The following is a 15,986-nucleotide window of genomic DNA, read 5'->3' on the forward strand; positions in this document are numbered from 1 at the left end:
CGCACGCAGTCCAACCCGCATCGTTAGGAAGAGAGCACCACGACAGCCATGGCTGACGTCAACACCCCCTCCGGCTCGACCACCGCCGGTTCCATCGAGGTCGGTACCGCCGGCGCGGGCGCGCAGCTGGCCGGTCCCGGCACCGGCCGCGCCACCGTCAAGCAGCCGATCGACGCCCGCGTCTCGGTCAAGCCCTCGTTCGACGTGAACGACTTCCCCGTGCCGCACGGCCGCGAGGAGGACTGGCGGTTCACCCCGCTGCACCGCCTCGGCGGGCTGCACGACGGCACCGCGGCCGAGGCCGTCCGGGGCGAGGACAAGGTCGACCTGGGCCTGCCCGAGGGCGTCAGCGCCTCGCTGGTCGGCCGGGACGACGAGCGGATCGGCAAGGCCGGCAAGCCGGTCGACCGGGTCGCCGCGCAGGCGTTCAGCTCCTTCGAGCAGGCGCTGGTGGTCACCGTCCCGAAGGAGACGGTGCTCACCGAGCCGGTCCGGATCGACGTGCACGCCGAGGGCGGCGTCCGCTTCGCCCACGTGGTGATCGACGTCAAGCCGTTCGCCGAGGCCGTCGTGGTGATCAACCACACCGGCACCGGCACCCGGGCCGCCAACGTCGAACTGCTGGTCGGCGACGGCGCCAAGCTGACCTTCGTGTCGGTCCAGGACTGGGACCGGGACGCGGTGCACGCCTCCCAGCACACCGCCCTGGTCGGCCGGGACGCCAGTTTCAAGTCCGTGGTGGTCACCTTCGGCGGCGACCTGGTCCGGATCCATCCGCGGGTCTCCTACGCGGCCCCCGGCGGCGAGGCCGAGCTGTTCGGCCTGTACTTCGCCGACGCCGGCCAGCACCTGGAGCACCGGCTGGTCATCGACCACGACACCCCGCACTGCCGCTCGAACGTCGCCTACAAGGGCGCGCTGCAGGGCCAGGACGCGCACGCGGTCTGGGTCGGCGACGTGCTGATCCGGGCCGCCGCCGAGGGCACCGACACCTACGAGCTCAACCGCAACCTGGTGCTCACCGACGGTGCCCGGGTCGACTCGATCCCGAACCTGGAGATCGAGACCGGTGAGATCGCCGGCGCCGGCCACGCCTCCGCCACCGGCCGCTTCGACGACGAGCAGCTCTTCTACCTGCAGGCCCGCGGCATCCCGGCGGACGAGGCCCGCCGCCTGGTGGTGCGCGGCTTCTTCGCCGAGCTGGTCCAGCAGATCGGCGTCGCCGAGATCCAGGACCGCCTGATGGAGAAGATCGAAGCGGAGCTGGAAGAGACCGTCGCATGAGTTTTCTCCGCGCCTGTGCGCTGACCGACCTCGCCGAGGACGAGCCCAAGCGGGTCGACCTCAACGGCGTGCCGGTCGCGCTGGTCCGCACCGAGGGCGAGGTGTACGCGATCAACGACACCTGCTCGCACGCCAACGTCTCGCTCTCCGAGGGCGAGGTCGAGGACTGCATGATCGAGTGCTGGCTGCACGGCTCCAGCTTCGACCTGCGGACCGGCAAGCCCTCCGGACTGCCCGCCACCAAGCCGGTCGCTGTCTACCCCGTAAAGATCGAAGGGGACGATGTGCTCGTCTCCGTCAACCAGGAGTCCTGAGTCCCCATGGCAACCCTTGAAATCCGCGACCTGCACGTCTCCGTCGAGGCCGAGAACGGCCCCCGCGAGATCCTCCGCGGCGTCGACCTGACCGTGAAGCAGGGCGAGACCCACGCGATCATGGGTCCGAACGGCTCCGGCAAGTCCACCCTGGCGTACTCGCTGGCCGGGCACCCGAAGTACACCGTGACCGGTGGCGAGGTGCTGCTGGACGGCGAGGACGTGCTGGCCATGTCGGTCGACGAGCGGGCCCGGGCCGGCGTCTTCCTGGCCATGCAGTACCCGGTCGAGGTGCCCGGCGTCTCGGTCTCCAACTTCCTGCGCACCGCCGCCACCGCCGTCCGCGGCGAGGCCCCCAAGCTGCGGCTGTGGGTCAAGGAGGTCAAGGAGGCGATGGCCGGTCTGCAGATGGACCCGGCGTTCGCCGAGCGCAACGTGAACGAGGGCTTCTCCGGCGGCGAGAAGAAGCGCCACGAGATCCTCCAGCTGGAGCTGCTCAAGCCGAAGATCGCGATCCTCGACGAGACCGACTCCGGCCTGGACGTCGACGCCCTGCGGGTGGTCTCCGAGGGCATCAACCGGGTCCGCGAGAGCGGCGAGGTCGGCACCCTGCTGGTCACCCACTACACCCGCATCCTGCGGTACATCAAGCCCGACCACGTCCACGTCTTCGCGGCCGGCCGGATCGTCGAGTCCGGCGGCGCCGAGCTGGCCGACAAGCTGGAGAACGAGGGCTACGAGTCCTACGTGAAGGGCGGCGCTTCCGAGTGACACTGCATCCCGGCTCGGCGCTGACCGGGCTCCTCGACACCGACGCGATCCGCAAGGACTTCCCCGTCCTGCAGCGGCTGCTGCACGACGACAAGCCCCTGGTGTACCTGGACAACGCGGCGACCTCGCAGAAGCCCCGCCAGGTGCTGGAGGCGCTGAACGCCTACTACGAGCAGCACAACGCCAACGTGCACCGCGGCGTGCACGTGCTGGCCGAGGAGGCCACGGCGCTGTACGAGGGCGCCCGTGACAAGGTCGCGGCGTTCGTCAACGCGCCGAGCCGGGACGAGGTGATCTTCACCAAGAACGCCTCGGAGTCGCTCAACCTGGTCGCCAACATGCTCGGCTGGGCCGACGAGCCGTACCGCGTGGACGCGGACTCGGAGATCGTCATCACCGAGATGGAGCACCACTCCAACATCGTGCCGTGGCAGCTGCTGGCGCAGCGCACCGGCGCGAAGCTGAAGTGGTTCGGGCTGACCGACGACGGCCGGCTCGACCTGTCGAACATCGACGAGCTGATCACCGAGAAGACGAAGATCGTCTCCTTCACGCTGGTCTCCAACCTGCTGGGCACGGTCAACCCGGTCGAGGCGATCGTCCGCAAGGCCCAGTCGGTCGGCGCCCTGGTGCTGATCGACGCCTCGCAGGCCGCCCCGCACATGGTGCTGGACGTGCAGGCGCTGGAGGCCGACTTCGTCGCCTTCACCGGCCACAAGATGCTGGGCCCGACCGGCATCGGCGTGCTCTGGGGCCGGCAGGAGCTGCTGGAGGACCTCCCGCCGTTCCTGGGCGGCGGCGAGATGATCGAGACCGTCACCATGGGCGCGTCCACCTACGCCCCGGCGCCGCACAAGTTCGAGGCCGGCACCCCGCCGATCGCCCAGGCGGTCGGGCTGGGCGCGGCCGTGGACTACCTGACGGCGATCGGCATGGACAGGATCGCCGCCCATGAGCACGCGATCACCGAGTACGCGGTGGAGCGGCTGCTGGACGTCCCCGACCTGCGGATCATCGGTCCGCGCACGGCCGTGGACCGCGGCGCCGCGATCTCCTTCGTGCTCGGCGACATCCACCCGCACGATGTGGGCCAGGTGCTGGACGAGCAGGGCATCGCGGTCCGGGTCGGCCACCACTGCGCGCGGCCGGTCTGCCTGCGGTACGGAATTCCGGCGACCACCAGGGCGTCGTTCTACCTGTACTCGACGCCGGCCGAGGTCGATGCCCTGATCGACGGCCTGCACCACGTCCGCAACTTCTTCGGCTGAGGAGACGGGGCCCGCGATGAAGCTCGACTCGATGTACCAGGAGATCATCCTGGACCACTACCGCAACCCCCACGGCAAGGGGCTGCGGGCCGGGGACGCCGAGGTGCACCACGTCAACCCGACCTGCGGTGACGAGATCACCCTGCGGGTGCGGCTCGAGGGTGCCACCGTGGCCGACGTCTCCTACGAGTCGCAGGGCTGCTCGATCAGCCAGGCCAGCGCCTCGGTGCTGAACGACCTGGTGGTCGGCAAGTCCGTGGGCGACGCCCAGGCTGTGCAGGAGGCCTTCCTGGAGCTGATGCAGAGCAAGGGCCAGGGCGAGGGCGACGAGGAGGTGCTGGAGGACGCGGTCGCGTTCGCCGGCGTCTCCAAGTACCCGGCCCGGGTCAAGTGCGCCCTGCTCAGCTGGATGGCCTGGAAGGACGCCACCGCCAAGGCGCTGGCCGAGCAGCCCGCCATCAACGACTGACCTGCCCGAGGAGGGCGTACACATGAGCGACACCGAGACCACCGCGGCCGAGGAGGCGAAGGCCCCCGCGGCCACCGCCCCCGAGGCCGCCGCCGAGGGCCCGACGGTCATCGTCGGCACCACGGCGGGCACCGTCTCCGTCGAGGACCTCACCGAGGCCCTGATGGACGTCGTCGACCCCGAGCTGGGGATCGACGTGGTCAACCTGGGCCTGATCTACGGCATCCACATCGACGAGTCCGACGTGGCCACCATCGACATGACGCTCACCTCGGCGGCCTGCCCGCTGACCGACGTCATCGAGGACCAGGCGAAGACCGCCACCGAGGGTCTGGTGCAGGACCTGCGGATCAACTGGGTCTGGATGCCGCCGTGGGGCCCGGACAAGATCACCGACGACGGCCGCGACCAGCTGCGGGCGCTCGGCTTCAACGTCTGATCCACCACCGCACGCACCACGACGGGCCCCGCCCTCCGCGAGGAGGACGGGGCCCGTCGGGCGTTGCGGGGGTGTCAGTCGCCGCGCGCCACGCGCGGCGGGCGGACCGCCGCCGCCATGCCGAGGCAGGCCAGCGCGGCCAGGCCGGCGAAGCCGCTGACCGCCGGCAGCAGGCCGTAGTGGCGGGTCAGCGCGCCGACCGCGACCACCGGCAGCGAGCTGCCCAGGTAGACGATCACCCACAGGGCCGACAGCTCGCTGCCCCGGCGCTCGGGGTTCATCGCCCCGACCGCGCCGGTGAACAGGGACCGGAACGCCACGCCCTGGCAGGCCCCGCCGAGCACGCTGCCGATGAACAGCAGCGCCGGGGTCCCGGTGTACAGCGCGGCGACCACCAGGCCGAGCCCGGCCGCCAGCCCGGTCATCCCGAGCGCGATCACCAGTCGGTCCGAGGTCGGCGGCACCAGCAGCTGGACCGCCGCGGAGGAGCCGAGCAGCAGTGCCGCCACCACCGCGCCGGTCATCCGGGAGGGGGTGTGCAGCAGCGTCGCCGACACCGCGGGGGCCAGGCTCAGGTAGACCCCGAACACGGCGTACGAGGTGAAGCCGGCGCCGGCGGCCAGCAGGAACTCCCGGCGGCCCTGCCGGGGCAGCCGCAGCCGCTGCGGGCGCAGGTGCGCGGGGGTGGTGATCCGCGGCGGGGAGGCCGGCGGCCGCTCCCGCCCGGGCATCCGCGGGTGCACCAGCGCCAGCGGCACGCACAGCGCCAGCAGCGCGACGGCGTGCAGCAGGAACGGGGTGAGCAGGGGGTGCTCCCCGCCGGAGAGCGCGGCGCCGATGATCGGGCCGATCGCCACGCCGCCGGCCGAGCACGCCAGGGTCAGCTTGGCGGCCAGCGTGGGGTGGCCGGGCAGCAGGTCGCCGAGGGCCGCGCCGGCCGCGCCGGTGGACAGGCCGACCGCGATGCCCTGGACGGCGCGCCCGGCGGCCAGCTGCCAGAAGCTGCCGGCGGTGGCGAAGAGCACGTCGCCGGCGGCGGCCAGCGCGATGGCGGGCAGGATCAGCGCGCGCCGGCCGAGGTGGTCGGACCAGTGGCCGACCGCGGCCAGCACCGGGATCAGGGCGAAGACGTAGACCGCGAACAGCCCGGTGACGGCGACCGGGTCGAAGCCGAACCGCGCGGCGAGCACCGGGTAGACCGGGGTGGCCAGGTTGGCGCCGATCAGCATCAGCAGCAGGGCGGCGGCGACCAGGCCGACGCGGATGCCGCGCAGCGCGTTCCAGCGGCTGATCGCGGAGAGCCGGAGCTGGGCGCGGGGCGCGAGCTCCGGGGGGAGGAGGGCCTCCGACAGTCGGCTGCCGGGGAACCGGACGGTTCCGGAGCCGGCGGGGGAGAGGTCCGCCATGGCAGGGGTCTCCTGTGGCCGGGCACCACCGGGACCCGTCCGGCCCGGGGTGGTGGCACGGCTCGGCGGCCCGGTTGGGGCGGGGTGAGCAAAAGGGGAGGTGGGCTTCGTCGCCCGTCGGGCCCGCGCGGGGTGTGCGAGGTGCCCAGCGAAGGATACGTGCTCGCAGCAGCCGGTCGGCGCCGTGCCCCCGGTAGGCCGGGCGTCGGGTGTGCCAGGCCGATACGCTGGGTGGACGGGCCGACACACAGCGATCGGTCCGGCAGTGCCCACCGTCACCACGGGAGATCGCGCAACGATGGCCGGACGAAGCCGCAACACCCCTGACCACCCGTCCGCCGCCGGGGGCGGCGAGCCAGGCGAGGGCCTGCTGCCCGCCGATTTCGACCTGGCCGACCTGTACGGGGCCCGCGGCAGCGACGACGAGGACCTGGACGACTCCGCGGTGCTGGTGCCGCCGGTCAGCCTGCCGCCGGACGCCGAGCTGGTGGCCGCCGCGCTGGCGGTGCCGCTGATCTCGTACGCGGTCAAGCTGGCCCGCTGGACGCAGCCGCACCGCCCGGTGGACGAGTTCGGCGACCTGGCCGACGGCGACCGGGAGGCCGCGGCCCGGCTGCTCGGACTGGCGCCGGCCGAGGGCGAGGTGGCGGAGGAGGCCGTGGTCGAGGCGATGCGGGCCTGGGCGCTGGCCTGCGACCTCGACCTGGTGGAGACCGGCACCACCGCCAAGGGCGAGCACGCGGCCATCCCCGGCCCGGACCTGGACGCCGTCGAGCAGGGCGATCCGTCGGTGGTGCTGGGTCTGTGGCTTGACGCCGCCGGGATCATGCGGGAGCTGGCCGCCGAGGCCGACTCGCTGGCCCCGGAGGGCGACGGCGACGAGGAGGACGCCGACGAGGACGGCCTCGCCGACGTGGAGCAGGCCCGCGAGGCCGCCGCCGAGCTGCTCGACGAGGCGCTGCAGGTGCTCTACGAGATGACCGCCTTCGCCGACCCGGGCGAGGAGACGGTGCCGCTCGGCGTGCTGGCCGCGCTGCTGGTGGTGCCGGAGGGCGAGGAGCCGGACGAGGAGATGCTGGGCGAGATCACCGACGTGATGGTGGCGCTCGACCCGATGCTGGGCGACCTGGCCGAGCTCGGCCTGCTGGAGCACCGGCCGATCGACCCGGAGCTGTTCGAGGAGGAGGACGCCGAGGAGGCCGGGACGGCGCCGGCGGTCGCCGGGGGCGCGGAGCCGGACGAGGCGGAGGCCGCCCGGTTCGGCACGGTCCGGCTGACCCCGCTCGGCCAGTACGCGGTCCGCGAGTGGCTGATGGAGCTGGGATACGACGCCCCGCTGGTCGGTGACCTCGCCGAAGGTGACGCCGAGACGCTGCTGCGCGGCATCACGGAGTCCGCCAACGTGCTGCCCGACCGGGAGCTGGCGGCCTGGCTGAGCGGCCGCGAGCCCGTCGCCGCCGCCCGGGAGCTGCTGGCCGCCGCGCGCGGCCAGGACCCGCAGAGCCCGGTGCGCCGGATGCTGTGCGGGGTGGCGCTGGAGGAGCTCGGGGAGCCGGCCCGGCCGGCCGTGCTGGAGGTGGTGGACGACCCGGAGCTGGGCGGCGCCGCCCGGGCCTGGCTGCGGGCCCAGGGGGTGGAGATCGCGGCGCCCGAGCGGCCGGTGGCGCTGTGGACCGCGGTGGACTCGTTCGCCGCCGTGATGCTGACCAGCGAGGGGGACGCGGGCCGGCTGCGGGAGCTGGTCGCGGGCCTGCCGGTGACCGACAACCCGGCCAGCTACTTCGGTGAGCTGTGGCGGGTCGAGCACCCCTACACCGCGCAGGTGCTGGAGATCGTGGGGGAGCTGCACCTGGACCGGGCGGTGGCCAAGGAGGCCCGGAAGGCCGCCTTCCGGGCGCGGTCGCAGCAGCGCTAGCCGGGGCCGGGCCGGGGTTGGCCGGGGCAGGTCAGGGCAGGTCGAGCTGGCCGGCCGCGGTGAACGGGAAGAACGGGTTGTGGGCCAGCTCCCAGAGGTGGCCGTCCAGGTCCTCGAAGTACCCGGAGTAGCCGCCCCAGCCGGTGGCGGCCGGCGGCTTGACCACCGTCGCGCCGGCCTCCACGGCGGTGGCGAGCGCGGCGTCCACCAGCTCGGGGGACTCCAGGTTGACCGCCAGGGTGACGCCGCGGAAGCTCGGCTCCCCGCCGGAGGGGACCCCGGCGTCGGCCGCCAGCTCCTCCGCCGGGAACAGCCCGAGCGCGGAGTCGGCGGTGCGGAACCAGACGATCTCCGGGCTGGAGGCGGTGGACCGCTGCCAGCCCAGGGCCTCGTAGAAGGCGGCGCTGCGGGCGAGGTCGGCGACGCCCAGGGTGACGATGCTGATCCGGGCGGGGAAGGCACTGGGTGCGGTCATGGCGCACAGCGTAGGCAAGGCTACTGACATCCGGGTCCCGGCGCGGCCGACCGTCAGATCTGGCAACCGTACGGGGGAAGCTGATGGCCCAGCAGGGGGCTGGGCCGTATGGTGTTGCGGACGCGGCGCTGGTGGCGGGCCACGGCCCGGCCGCCGCCCGGTGGACCACAGGCGAGGCTAGTACGCGGGGGTGCGGCAGAGAATGACGAGGCAGCGCACGAGCGGACCCCAGGATCCCGAGGACTTCTACGCGGACCACGAGGAGTACAACCGCCGGGTCCTGGGTGAGGCGGACTTCCCGGTGTACGGCGTGGAGCGGGGGGTGAACGAGACCGTCCCGGCGCGCGAGGCGGGCGGCACGCCCCCGCGTGCTGCCGGTGAGCCCGCGGGCGGGGCGTCCGGCACGCTGCTCCCGGCCGTGGAGGCGGCCCGCACCCTCCCCGGCGCGGACCGCGACGCCCTCGCCGAGTACGAGGTCTGCGACGGCCGGGTGGGCTGGATCGAGGTCCGCTCCGGCGACTGGAGCTCGGCCGACGGCCCGTACGTCACCGTGCGCACCTACCGTCCCGGCGCCGAGCGCGAGCGGTCGCTGCCCGAGCTGGAGGACGTGGTCGAGGACGAGCGCGACCGGGTCTACGAACAGCTGGACATCGACGAGGGCGACGGCCCCGGCCGGGTCCGGGCGATGCGCGAGTGGATCACCGTCGAGGGCGAGCCGCGGGCGGTGCAGATCCACGAGGACCGCCGCCCCGACTCCGAGGCCAGGCCGGTGTGGGCCGGGCGGCTGCGGGTGGACGGCATCACCGTCACGGTCACCGGCCGGGGCGTGCCGCCCGGCGGCATCGAGCTGCGCCGGATCGAGGACTTCGACCGCTACGTGCTGGGCCGCACCGCGCTGCTGCGGCGGCTGGCGGTCCGTCAGCGGGTCGAGGACGTGCCGCTGGAGGAGCGGGTGCTGGCGCCGGTCTCGGGTCTGGAGGCGCACCGCGCGGTGGTCGAGCACGGCGTCAGCGAGGTGGTCGCGATGGAGGCGCAGATCCGCTCCCGGCGGGCGCCGCGGCTGCCGCGCCGGCTGCGCGGCGAGGCGGGCACGCTGCGCTGGGAGGCGGCCGTCCGCCAGCAGATGCGGCTGGCCTCGGAGAGCCGGGACGAGGCCACCGAGGCGGTCAGCGCGATGGTCAACCAGCTGACCAGGCTGGCGCAGAACACCGACTGGCTGGTGGGTACCGCGGAGGGGCAGGCGGCGGTCGAGGAGGTCATCCGGTACACGGTGTTCGCCAGTGAGGTGCCCAGCCTGCCGGCCCAGCGCGCCTGGGACCGGCTCTGGTCGGGCGGCGGGGCGCCGGAGCAGCCGGCGGGCTCCGAGGAGGCCTGGCTGACGGCCTGGGAGCAGTGGCGGCTCGGGCGGATCCAGCACTGACGGCGTGCCGGCGGCGGCCGGCGCGAGGCCCGGTACGGGAGCGTACCCGTCCGGGCGGCCGCGGTAAAGGGATGGTCATGGGTCTGCATAAGGTTGGCAAATCACCACGCTGACGAAGTGTCGGATTCACCTGCGGTTCACCCCGCGGGCCCAGCCTGCTGGGCGTCGGCGGTCTCCGTCGAAGACCCCTCAGCCGCACACCGGGCACCCGGCGGCGGCCATCCCACAGGAGTGACCGATATGCCGCTGTCCCGTCGGGACTTCGTCAACCGTTCCACCCTCCTCGGCGCCGGCGTGCTGGTGGCCGGCAGCGCCGAGGTGCTGGCCACCGCGCCCGGCGCGATCGCCGCCCCGAGCGGCGGCGAGGCCCCGGCGGCCGAGTCGGTCGAGGCCGCCCGCCGCGCCACCGGCTACGGCGAGCTGATCAAGGACCCGGCCGGCATCCTGGCCCTGCCGCACGGCTTCAAGTACCAGGTCATCACCTACACCGGGAAGACCAAGCTGGTCACCGGCGAGTCCACCCCGAGCAACCACGACGGCACCGCCGCCTTCCCCGGCAAGCACGGCGGCACCCTGCTGGTCAACAACCACGAGCTGGCCGGCGCGCGCAGCAACTGGCCGCACCCGGTGCCGCTGCTGGAGGGCCACGTCTACGACCCGGGCGCGGCCGGCGGCTGCACCGTGGTCGAGGTCCGCCAGGGCGGCAGGAAGGTCACCGAGTGGGTCGGCATCGCCGGCACCGCGACCAACTGCGCGGGTGGCGCCACCCCGTGGGGCACCTGGCTGTCCGGCGAGGAGACCGAGGACAAGGCCGGCAAGAACGGCTTCACCAAGGACCACGGCTACATCTTCGAGGTCGACCCGTACGACCAGGCGGCCAACCGCGACCCGCAGCCGATCAAGGCGCTGGGCCGCTACGCCCACGAGGCGGTCGTGGTGGACCAGAAGCGCGGCCACCTCTACCTGACCGAGGATGCCTCCAACCCGAACGGCCTGCTGTTCCGCTGGACCCCGCCGGCCGGCTTCCGCCACGGCAAGGGCAGGCTGCGCACCCTGGCCGCCGACGCGGGCAGGCTGGAGGCCTTCAAGGTCTTCGACTCGCACGGCACCTTCATCGACGACCTCTCCCGGGCCGTCAAGGTCGGCACCACCTACGGCGTGGACTGGGTGAACGTCCCCGACCGGGACGCGCAGACGGTCTCCGTGCGCAAGCAGTTCACCGACGGCCAGGTCACCCGCGCCCGCAAGCTGGAGGGCATGTGGTGGGGTGACGGCGGCTTCTACTTCGTCTCCAGCTTCGCCCGTACCGAGAGCCCGGTGCAGCACGACGGCCAGGTCTGGTTCTACAACCCGGCCCGCCGCACCATCACCCTCAAGGTGCTGCTCGGCCTCAACACCGACGTGATGGGCGACCACGGCAACTTCGACGGCCCGGACAACATCACCGTCTCCCCCTACGGCGGCCTGGTCATCGCCGAGGACGGCGAGGGCCAGTCCCACCTGTTCGGCACCACCGAGGAGGGCCGGACCTACCCGATCGCCCGCAACGACCTGAACATCGGCACCGCCGAGAAGCCCGAGTTCAGCGAGTTCACCGGGGTGACCTTCTCGGACGACGGCGAGACGCTGTTCGCCAACATCCAGGTCCCCGGCATCATGGTCGCGATCACCGGCCCGTGGTGGCGCCTGCAGCACCGCCGCGGCCACGGCTACGACTACTGAGCCCGAACCGGCCCGGCTCCGGCGGCTGCCCGCCGAGGACCCGTCAGGCGTCCTCGGCGGGCAGCCGCAGTTGCAGCATCGCCAGCAGCCGCTGCTGCGGCTGCGCCAGGTCGATCCCGGTCAACTGCTCGGCCCGGCGGACCCGGTAGCGCAGCGTGTTGGGGTGGATGTGCAGGGCGTCGGCGGCCACCCGCACCTCGCCCAGCGCGTCCAGCCAGGCCAGCACCGACTCGGCCAGCCGGGTGCCGTGCCGCCGGTCGTACTCGGCCAGCTCGGTCAGCCGCGGGTCGCGCAGCCCGCCGCGCTCCTGCAGCAGCGCCAGCACCTCGCTGACCAGCACCTCGGCCTGCACGTCGCTCAGCGCGGCCACCTCCAGGTCGACCCCGCCGCGGCCCATCGCGTCCAGGATCCGGTCGGCCTGCGCCCGGGACTCGGGGACCGCCGCCAGGCCGTCGACCGTCGGGCCGATCGCCGCCCGCAGCTCCACGCCGAGGTGCTCGCGGGCCGCCGCCACCACCTCCTGCGCCCAGCTGCGCAAGGTCGCGATCGGCAGGGCCGGCGGCAGTTCGGGCAGCAGCACGTACACCCGGTCCTCGATCGGGGCGAGCTGCGCGCCGCGGTGCCGGGCCGCAGTGTGCACCGAGATCAGGCCGGTCACCTCGGCCCGGGTCAGCTCCCGGTCGGGGCCCTGCCCGGCCGCGTACGCCAGCACGGTGGCCGGGCGGCGCAGGCCCAGGCCCAGGTGGGTGGCGAGCGACTGCGGGCCGGTTGAGCCCTCCAGCAGGCCGGTGAGCAGGGTCCTGGTCAGCCGGACGTCCGCCGACAGCTCGCGCCGGCGCCGGATCAGCTGGGCCGCCGCCACCCGGGCCGCCCCCACCAGCGCCTGCTCGGCCAGCGGCGCCAGCGGCCGCGACCCCTCCTGCACCCAGATGGTGCCGAGCGGCTGCGCGCCCGCCCGGATCCCGATCGCCAGCCGGCGGCGGATGCCGAGCTCCGGGTGGGCGTCGATCTCGATCACGCCGTCCGAGCCGCGAAGGTGCTGGAACACGCCCCACTCGCGCAGCTTGGACAGGTACGGCTCGGGGCCCTGCCAGCCCAGGATGGACAGCCGCCGCAGGTCGTCCACCTCGTCGGTGTCCGAGGAGCGGGAGTAGGCGAGCACCCGGCTGGAGGTGTCCTCGATCGAGACGATGCCGCCGGTCAGCACCGCGACCGTCTGGGCCAGCGAGAACAGGTCGCCCGCGTTCGGCTCGGACGGGATGGGGGCGTCCGGCCCGGCGATGATCGCCCGGGCCAGCGAGTCCAGGTGCTCCCAGCGGGTCTCCCGGCGGACCGACAGCAGCGCCACGCCCGCCTCGGTGGCCGCCTCGCGCAGCGCGTCCGCCTGGCCCGGTGCGTCCAGCTTCACCGCCACGGCCGCCGCCCCGGCCCGTCCGGCGGCCCGCAGCGCGGGCAGCGCGGCCCGGCCGCGCGCGCCGATCGCCAGCACCAGCTCGCCCGGGGAGGCGGTGGCGGTGTCCTCCGGGTCGAGGATCGCCACGTCCAGCACCGGCACGTCCAGCCCCGCGGGGGCGGCCTGCAGCTCGACCAGCGGCTCGCCCAGCGACATCAGCAGACGGCGCAGCGGGATGCCGCCGGCGGGGGCGGGCGCGGTCATCGGGCCCTCCTTCATCCGGTCGGACAACTCCGTCCGGATGACTTTAGCCGCCAGGCCAATCAAGTGCCCCCGTCCACGGGTTTAGCGTTCGTCCATGGCCGCCGTGTGACCCGCGTCGGCTCCCCGCCCACGACTCGAAGGAGAGCGCGCCACCATGGATGCTGTGACCCAGGTCCCCGCGCCGGTGAACGAGCCGGTCCGCAGCTACGCCCCCGGCAGCCCGGAACGGGCCCGCCTGGAGGCCAAGCTGAAGGAGCTGGGCGGCCAGGAGCCGATCCAGCTGACCATGACGATCAACGGGGAGCGCCGGATGGGCGGCGGCTCGGAGATCCACGTTGTTCAGCCGCACAACCACGCGGCACGGCTCGGCACGCTGCGCAACGCCACCCAGGACGACGCGCGTGACGCCATTGACGCTGCCCTGGCCGCCGCCCCGGCCTGGCAGGCGCTCTCCTTCGACTCGCGGGCCGCGATCTTCCTCAAGGCCGCGGACCTGCTGGCCGGCCCCTGGCGCGAGACGCTGGCCGCCGCCACCATGCTCAACCAGTCGAAGACGGCCCAGCAGGCGGAGATCGACTCCTCCTGCGAGCTGATCGACTTCCTGCGCTTCAACGTGCACTTCGCCCGCCAGATCATCGCCGAGCAGCCGGTCTCCTCGGACGGCGTGTGGAACCGCAGCGACCACCGCGCGCTGGAGGGCTTCGTCTACGCGATCACGCCCTTCAACTTCACCGCCATCGCGGGCAACCTGCCCACCGCCCCGGCCCTGATGGGCAACGTGGTGCTGTGGAAGCCGTCCCCGACCCAGCAGTACTCCGCGCACCTGCTGATGCAGCTGCTGGAGGCGGCCGGCCTGCCCAAGGGCGTCATCAACATGGTCACCGGTGACGGCCTGGCCGTCTCCGAGGTCGCCCTCACCCACCCGGACCTGGCGGGCATCCACTTCACCGGCTCCACCGCCACCTTCCAGCACCTGTGGCGCGAGGTCGGCAACAACATCGCCGGCTACCGCACCTACCCGCGGATCGTCGGCGAGACCGGCGGCAAGGACTTCCTGGTCGCCCACCCGTCCGCCGACCGGGCGGTGCTGAAGACCGCGATGACCCGCGGTGCCTTCGAGTTCCAGGGCCAGAAGTGCTCGGCGCTGTCCCGCGCCTACGTCCCGGCCTCGATCTGGGCCGAGATCAAGGACGACTTCCGCGACGAGGTCGAGTGGCTCACCATGGGCGACGTCACCGACCTGTCGAACTTCATGAGCGCCGTCATCGACGACCGCTCGTTCGCCAAGAACAAGGCCGCCATCGACCGCGCCAAGGCCGACCCGAAGGTCGAGATCCTGGCCGGCGGCAGCTACGACGACTCGGTCGGCTACTTCATCCGCCCGACCGTGCTGGTCTGCGAGGACCCGGCGAGCGAGTACTTCCGCGACGAGTACTTCGGCCCGATCCTCGCCGTGCACGTCTACCAGGACGAGGACTACGACCGGATGCTGGCCCAGATGGAGTCCGTCTCCAGCTACGGCCTGACCGGCGCGATCATCGCCCAGGACCGGGCGGCGATCGAGCACGCCATGCAGGTGCTGCGCCACGCGGCCGGCAACTTCTACATCAACGACAAGCCGACCGGCGCCGTCGTCGGCCAGCAGCCCTTCGGCGGCGGCCGGGCCTCCGGCACCAACGACAAGGCCGGCGCCAAGCAGAACCTGATGCGGTGGACCTCGACCAGGTCCATCAAGGAGACGTTCGTCCCGCCGACGGACTACCGCTACCCGCACATGGGCTGACCTCCCTCCCCGGGCCGGCGGCCCACCCTCAGCCGCCGGCCCACCCCCTTCTCTCCGTCGAACGTCTGAACAGTCTCCAGGAGTACCGATGCTCCGTTCCGCCCTCCTCGCCGCGTCCCGCTCCCCGCAGGTGCGCACCCTGGTCGAGAAGTTCCCGCCCACCCACGCCATAGTCGAGCGCTTCGTCGCCGGCGAGCTGCTCGACCAGGGCATCTCCGCCACCGACGAACTGGTCGCCACCGGCCGCAAGGTGACGCTCGACCACCTGGGCGAGGACACCAAGGACGCCGACCAGGCGGCCGGCACCGCCGAGGCGTACGAGCACCTGCTCGCCGCGCTCGGGGAGACCGGCCTCGCGGCCGACGCCGAGGTCTCGGTGAAGCTGTCCGCGGTCGGCCAGTTCCTGCCGGTGGACGGCGAGAAGATCGCGCTGGAGAACGCCCGGCGGATCTGCGAGGCGGCGGCGGCCGTCGGCACCACGGTCACCCTGGACATGGAGGACCACACCACCACCGACTCCACCCTCGCCATCGCCCGCGAGCTGCGCGCGGACTTCCCGTGGCTCGGCGTGGTGCTCCAGGCCTACCTGCGGCGCACCGAGGCCGACTGCCGCGAGTTCGCGGCGGCCGGCTCCCGGGTCCGGCTGTGCAAGGGCGCCTACAAGGAGCCCGAGTCGGTCGCCTTCCAGGGCAAGCACGAGGTCGACCTGGCGTACGTCCGGGCGCTCAAGGTCCTGATGGCGGGCGAGGGCTACCCGATGATCGCCTCCCACGACCCCAACATGATCAAGATCGCCGGCCAGCTGGCCGAGTGGAACGGGCGCGCCCGCGACAGCTTCGAGTACCAGATGCTGTTCGGCATCCGCCCGGAGGAGCAGCTGCGGCTCGCCGAGGCCGGCAACACCATGCGGGTCTACCTGCCGTACGGGCAGGAGTGGTACGGCTACTTCATGCGGCGCCTCGCGGAGCGCCCGGCCAACCTGACCTTCTTCCTGCGGGCGATGGCCACCCGGGGCTGACCCGGCGGCGCTCCGGCGCCGCACGGCGGGGGGGCGGGGGGCCCC

At 73.2% G+C, this 15,986-nt stretch carries 14 protein-coding genes; 11 read left to right on the forward strand and 3 right to left on the reverse strand.

Annotated elements, in window-relative coordinates; genetic code table 11:
- Window positions 1-48 precede the first annotated feature (48 nt).
- From sufD to AA75_RS13345, 6 genes are read left to right on the forward strand one after another with little or no spacing between them, the layout of a single operon-like run.
- Complete coding sequence (gene sufD / locus AA75_RS13320; RefSeq protein ID WP_033820164.1) at window positions 49-1,284, forward strand: Fe-S cluster assembly protein SufD; 1,236 nt, start codon at window positions 49-51, stop codon at window positions 1,282-1,284.
- Complete coding sequence (locus AA75_RS13325) at window positions 1,281-1,598, forward strand: bifunctional 3-phenylpropionate/cinnamic acid dioxygenase ferredoxin subunit (protein WP_033820165.1); 318 nt, start codon at window positions 1,281-1,283, stop codon at window positions 1,596-1,598. The genes sufD and AA75_RS13325 overlap by 4 nt, the downstream gene beginning before the upstream one ends.
- A 6-nt stretch (window positions 1,599-1,604) precedes the next feature.
- Entirely contained in the window at window positions 1,605-2,369 is a 765-nt protein-coding gene (gene sufC, locus AA75_RS13330; RefSeq protein WP_033820166.1) for a Fe-S cluster assembly ATPase SufC, read from the forward strand.
- Window positions 2,370-2,389: 20 nt separating this feature from the next.
- Window positions 2,390-3,637, forward strand: coding sequence for a cysteine desulfurase (locus AA75_RS13335; protein WP_149038107.1), 1,248 nt, complete (start codon window positions 2,390-2,392; stop codon window positions 3,635-3,637).
- Window positions 3,638-3,653: 16 nt separating this feature from the next.
- Window positions 3,654-4,106, forward strand: a complete 453-nt coding sequence (gene sufU / locus AA75_RS13340) for a Fe-S cluster assembly sulfur transfer protein SufU (RefSeq protein ID WP_033820167.1) — start codon at window positions 3,654-3,656, stop codon at window positions 4,104-4,106.
- Between the two features lie 22 nt (window positions 4,107-4,128).
- On the forward strand, window positions 4,129-4,545 hold the full coding sequence (locus tag AA75_RS13345) for a metal-sulfur cluster assembly factor (RefSeq protein ID WP_082526475.1): 417 nt from the start codon (window positions 4,129-4,131) through the stop codon (window positions 4,543-4,545).
- 74 nt (window positions 4,546-4,619) lie between these two features.
- On the opposite strand, the gene AA75_RS13350 is transcribed toward AA75_RS13345, so the two are convergent.
- The gene (locus AA75_RS13350) at window positions 4,620-5,951 is read right to left on the reverse strand and encodes an MFS transporter (RefSeq protein WP_051812267.1); all 1,332 of its coding nucleotides are present in this window, start codon (window positions 5,949-5,951) and stop codon (window positions 4,620-4,622) included.
- Between the two features lie 298 nt (window positions 5,952-6,249).
- On the opposite strand from AA75_RS13350, the gene AA75_RS49250 reads away from it, so the two are divergent.
- On the forward strand, window positions 6,250-7,866 hold the full coding sequence (locus AA75_RS49250; protein ID WP_051812269.1) for a hypothetical protein: 1,617 nt from the start codon (window positions 6,250-6,252) through the stop codon (window positions 7,864-7,866).
- 31 nt (window positions 7,867-7,897) lie between these two features.
- Here the strand turns inward: AA75_RS49250 and AA75_RS13360 are convergent, their stop codons facing one another.
- Window positions 7,898-8,341: a VOC family protein gene (locus tag AA75_RS13360; RefSeq protein ID WP_033820168.1), complete on the reverse strand. Its 444-nt coding sequence runs from the start codon at window positions 8,339-8,341 to the stop codon at window positions 7,898-7,900.
- Window positions 8,342-8,543: 202 nt separating this feature from the next.
- Here AA75_RS13360 and AA75_RS49255 point away from each other — a divergent pair, with 202 nt between their 5' ends.
- Both AA75_RS49255 and AA75_RS13370 read left to right on the forward strand, forming a co-directional pair.
- Window positions 8,544-9,761: a hypothetical protein gene (locus AA75_RS49255; protein ID WP_033820169.1), complete on the forward strand. Its 1,218-nt coding sequence runs from the start codon at window positions 8,544-8,546 to the stop codon at window positions 9,759-9,761.
- A gap of 240 nt (window positions 9,762-10,001) precedes the next feature.
- Entirely contained in the window at window positions 10,002-11,483 is a 1,482-nt protein-coding gene (locus AA75_RS13370) for an alkaline phosphatase PhoX (protein ID WP_033820170.1), read from the forward strand.
- A 43-nt stretch (window positions 11,484-11,526) separates the two neighbouring features.
- On the opposite strand, the gene AA75_RS13375 is transcribed toward AA75_RS13370, so the two are convergent.
- On the reverse strand, window positions 11,527-13,140 hold the full coding sequence (locus AA75_RS13375) for a CdaR family transcriptional regulator (protein WP_233289009.1): 1,614 nt from the start codon (window positions 13,138-13,140) through the stop codon (window positions 11,527-11,529).
- A gap of 154 nt (window positions 13,141-13,294) precedes the next feature.
- On the opposite strand from AA75_RS13375, the gene pruA reads away from it, so the two are divergent.
- Both pruA and AA75_RS13385 read left to right on the forward strand, forming a co-directional pair.
- On the forward strand, window positions 13,295-14,923 hold the full coding sequence (pruA, locus tag AA75_RS13380; protein WP_033820172.1) for an L-glutamate gamma-semialdehyde dehydrogenase: 1,629 nt from the start codon (window positions 13,295-13,297) through the stop codon (window positions 14,921-14,923).
- Window positions 14,924-15,011: 88 nt separating this feature from the next.
- On the forward strand, window positions 15,012-15,941 hold the full coding sequence (locus tag AA75_RS13385; RefSeq protein ID WP_033820173.1) for a proline dehydrogenase family protein: 930 nt from the start codon (window positions 15,012-15,014) through the stop codon (window positions 15,939-15,941).
- The last annotated feature ends 45 nt before the right edge of the window (window positions 15,942-15,986 follow it).

Origin of the sequence: Kitasatospora sp. MBT63 (assembly GCF_000710465.2) — a bacterium.
In the GTDB taxonomy this organism is placed as follows: Bacteria; Actinomycetota; Actinomycetes; order Streptomycetales; family Streptomycetaceae; genus Kitasatospora.

Excerpts from the sequence above, each read along its gene's own strand:
- sufD (WP_033820164.1), top strand. The coding sequence starts at position 49 with ATGGCTGACGTCAACACCCCCTCCGGCTCGACCACCGCCGGTTCCATC.
- AA75_RS13325 (WP_033820165.1), top strand. The coding sequence starts at position 1,281 with ATGAGTTTTCTCCGCGCCTGTGCGCTGACCGACCTCGCCGAGGACGAG.
- sufC (WP_033820166.1), top strand. The coding sequence starts at position 1,605 with ATGGCAACCCTTGAAATCCGCGACCTGCACGTCTCCGTCGAGGCCGAG.
- sufU (WP_033820167.1), top strand. The coding sequence starts at position 3,654 with ATGAAGCTCGACTCGATGTACCAGGAGATCATCCTGGACCACTACCGC.
- AA75_RS13345 (WP_082526475.1), top strand. The coding sequence starts at position 4,129 with ATGAGCGACACCGAGACCACCGCGGCCGAGGAGGCGAAGGCCCCCGCG.
- AA75_RS13350 (WP_051812267.1), bottom strand. The coding sequence starts at position 5,951 with ATGGCGGACCTCTCCCCCGCCGGCTCCGGAACCGTCCGGTTCCCCGGC.
- AA75_RS49250 (WP_051812269.1), top strand. The coding sequence starts at position 6,250 with ATGGCCGGACGAAGCCGCAACACCCCTGACCACCCGTCCGCCGCCGGG.
- AA75_RS13360 (WP_033820168.1), bottom strand. The coding sequence starts at position 8,341 with ATGACCGCACCCAGTGCCTTCCCCGCCCGGATCAGCATCGTCACCCTG.
- AA75_RS49255 (WP_033820169.1), top strand. The coding sequence starts at position 8,544 with ATGACGAGGCAGCGCACGAGCGGACCCCAGGATCCCGAGGACTTCTAC.
- AA75_RS13370 (WP_033820170.1), top strand. The coding sequence starts at position 10,002 with ATGCCGCTGTCCCGTCGGGACTTCGTCAACCGTTCCACCCTCCTCGGC.
- AA75_RS13375 (WP_233289009.1), bottom strand. The coding sequence starts at position 13,140 with ATGACCGCGCCCGCCCCCGCCGGCGGCATCCCGCTGCGCCGTCTGCTG.
- pruA (WP_033820172.1), top strand. The coding sequence starts at position 13,295 with ATGGATGCTGTGACCCAGGTCCCCGCGCCGGTGAACGAGCCGGTCCGC.
- AA75_RS13385 (WP_033820173.1), top strand. The coding sequence starts at position 15,012 with ATGCTCCGTTCCGCCCTCCTCGCCGCGTCCCGCTCCCCGCAGGTGCGC.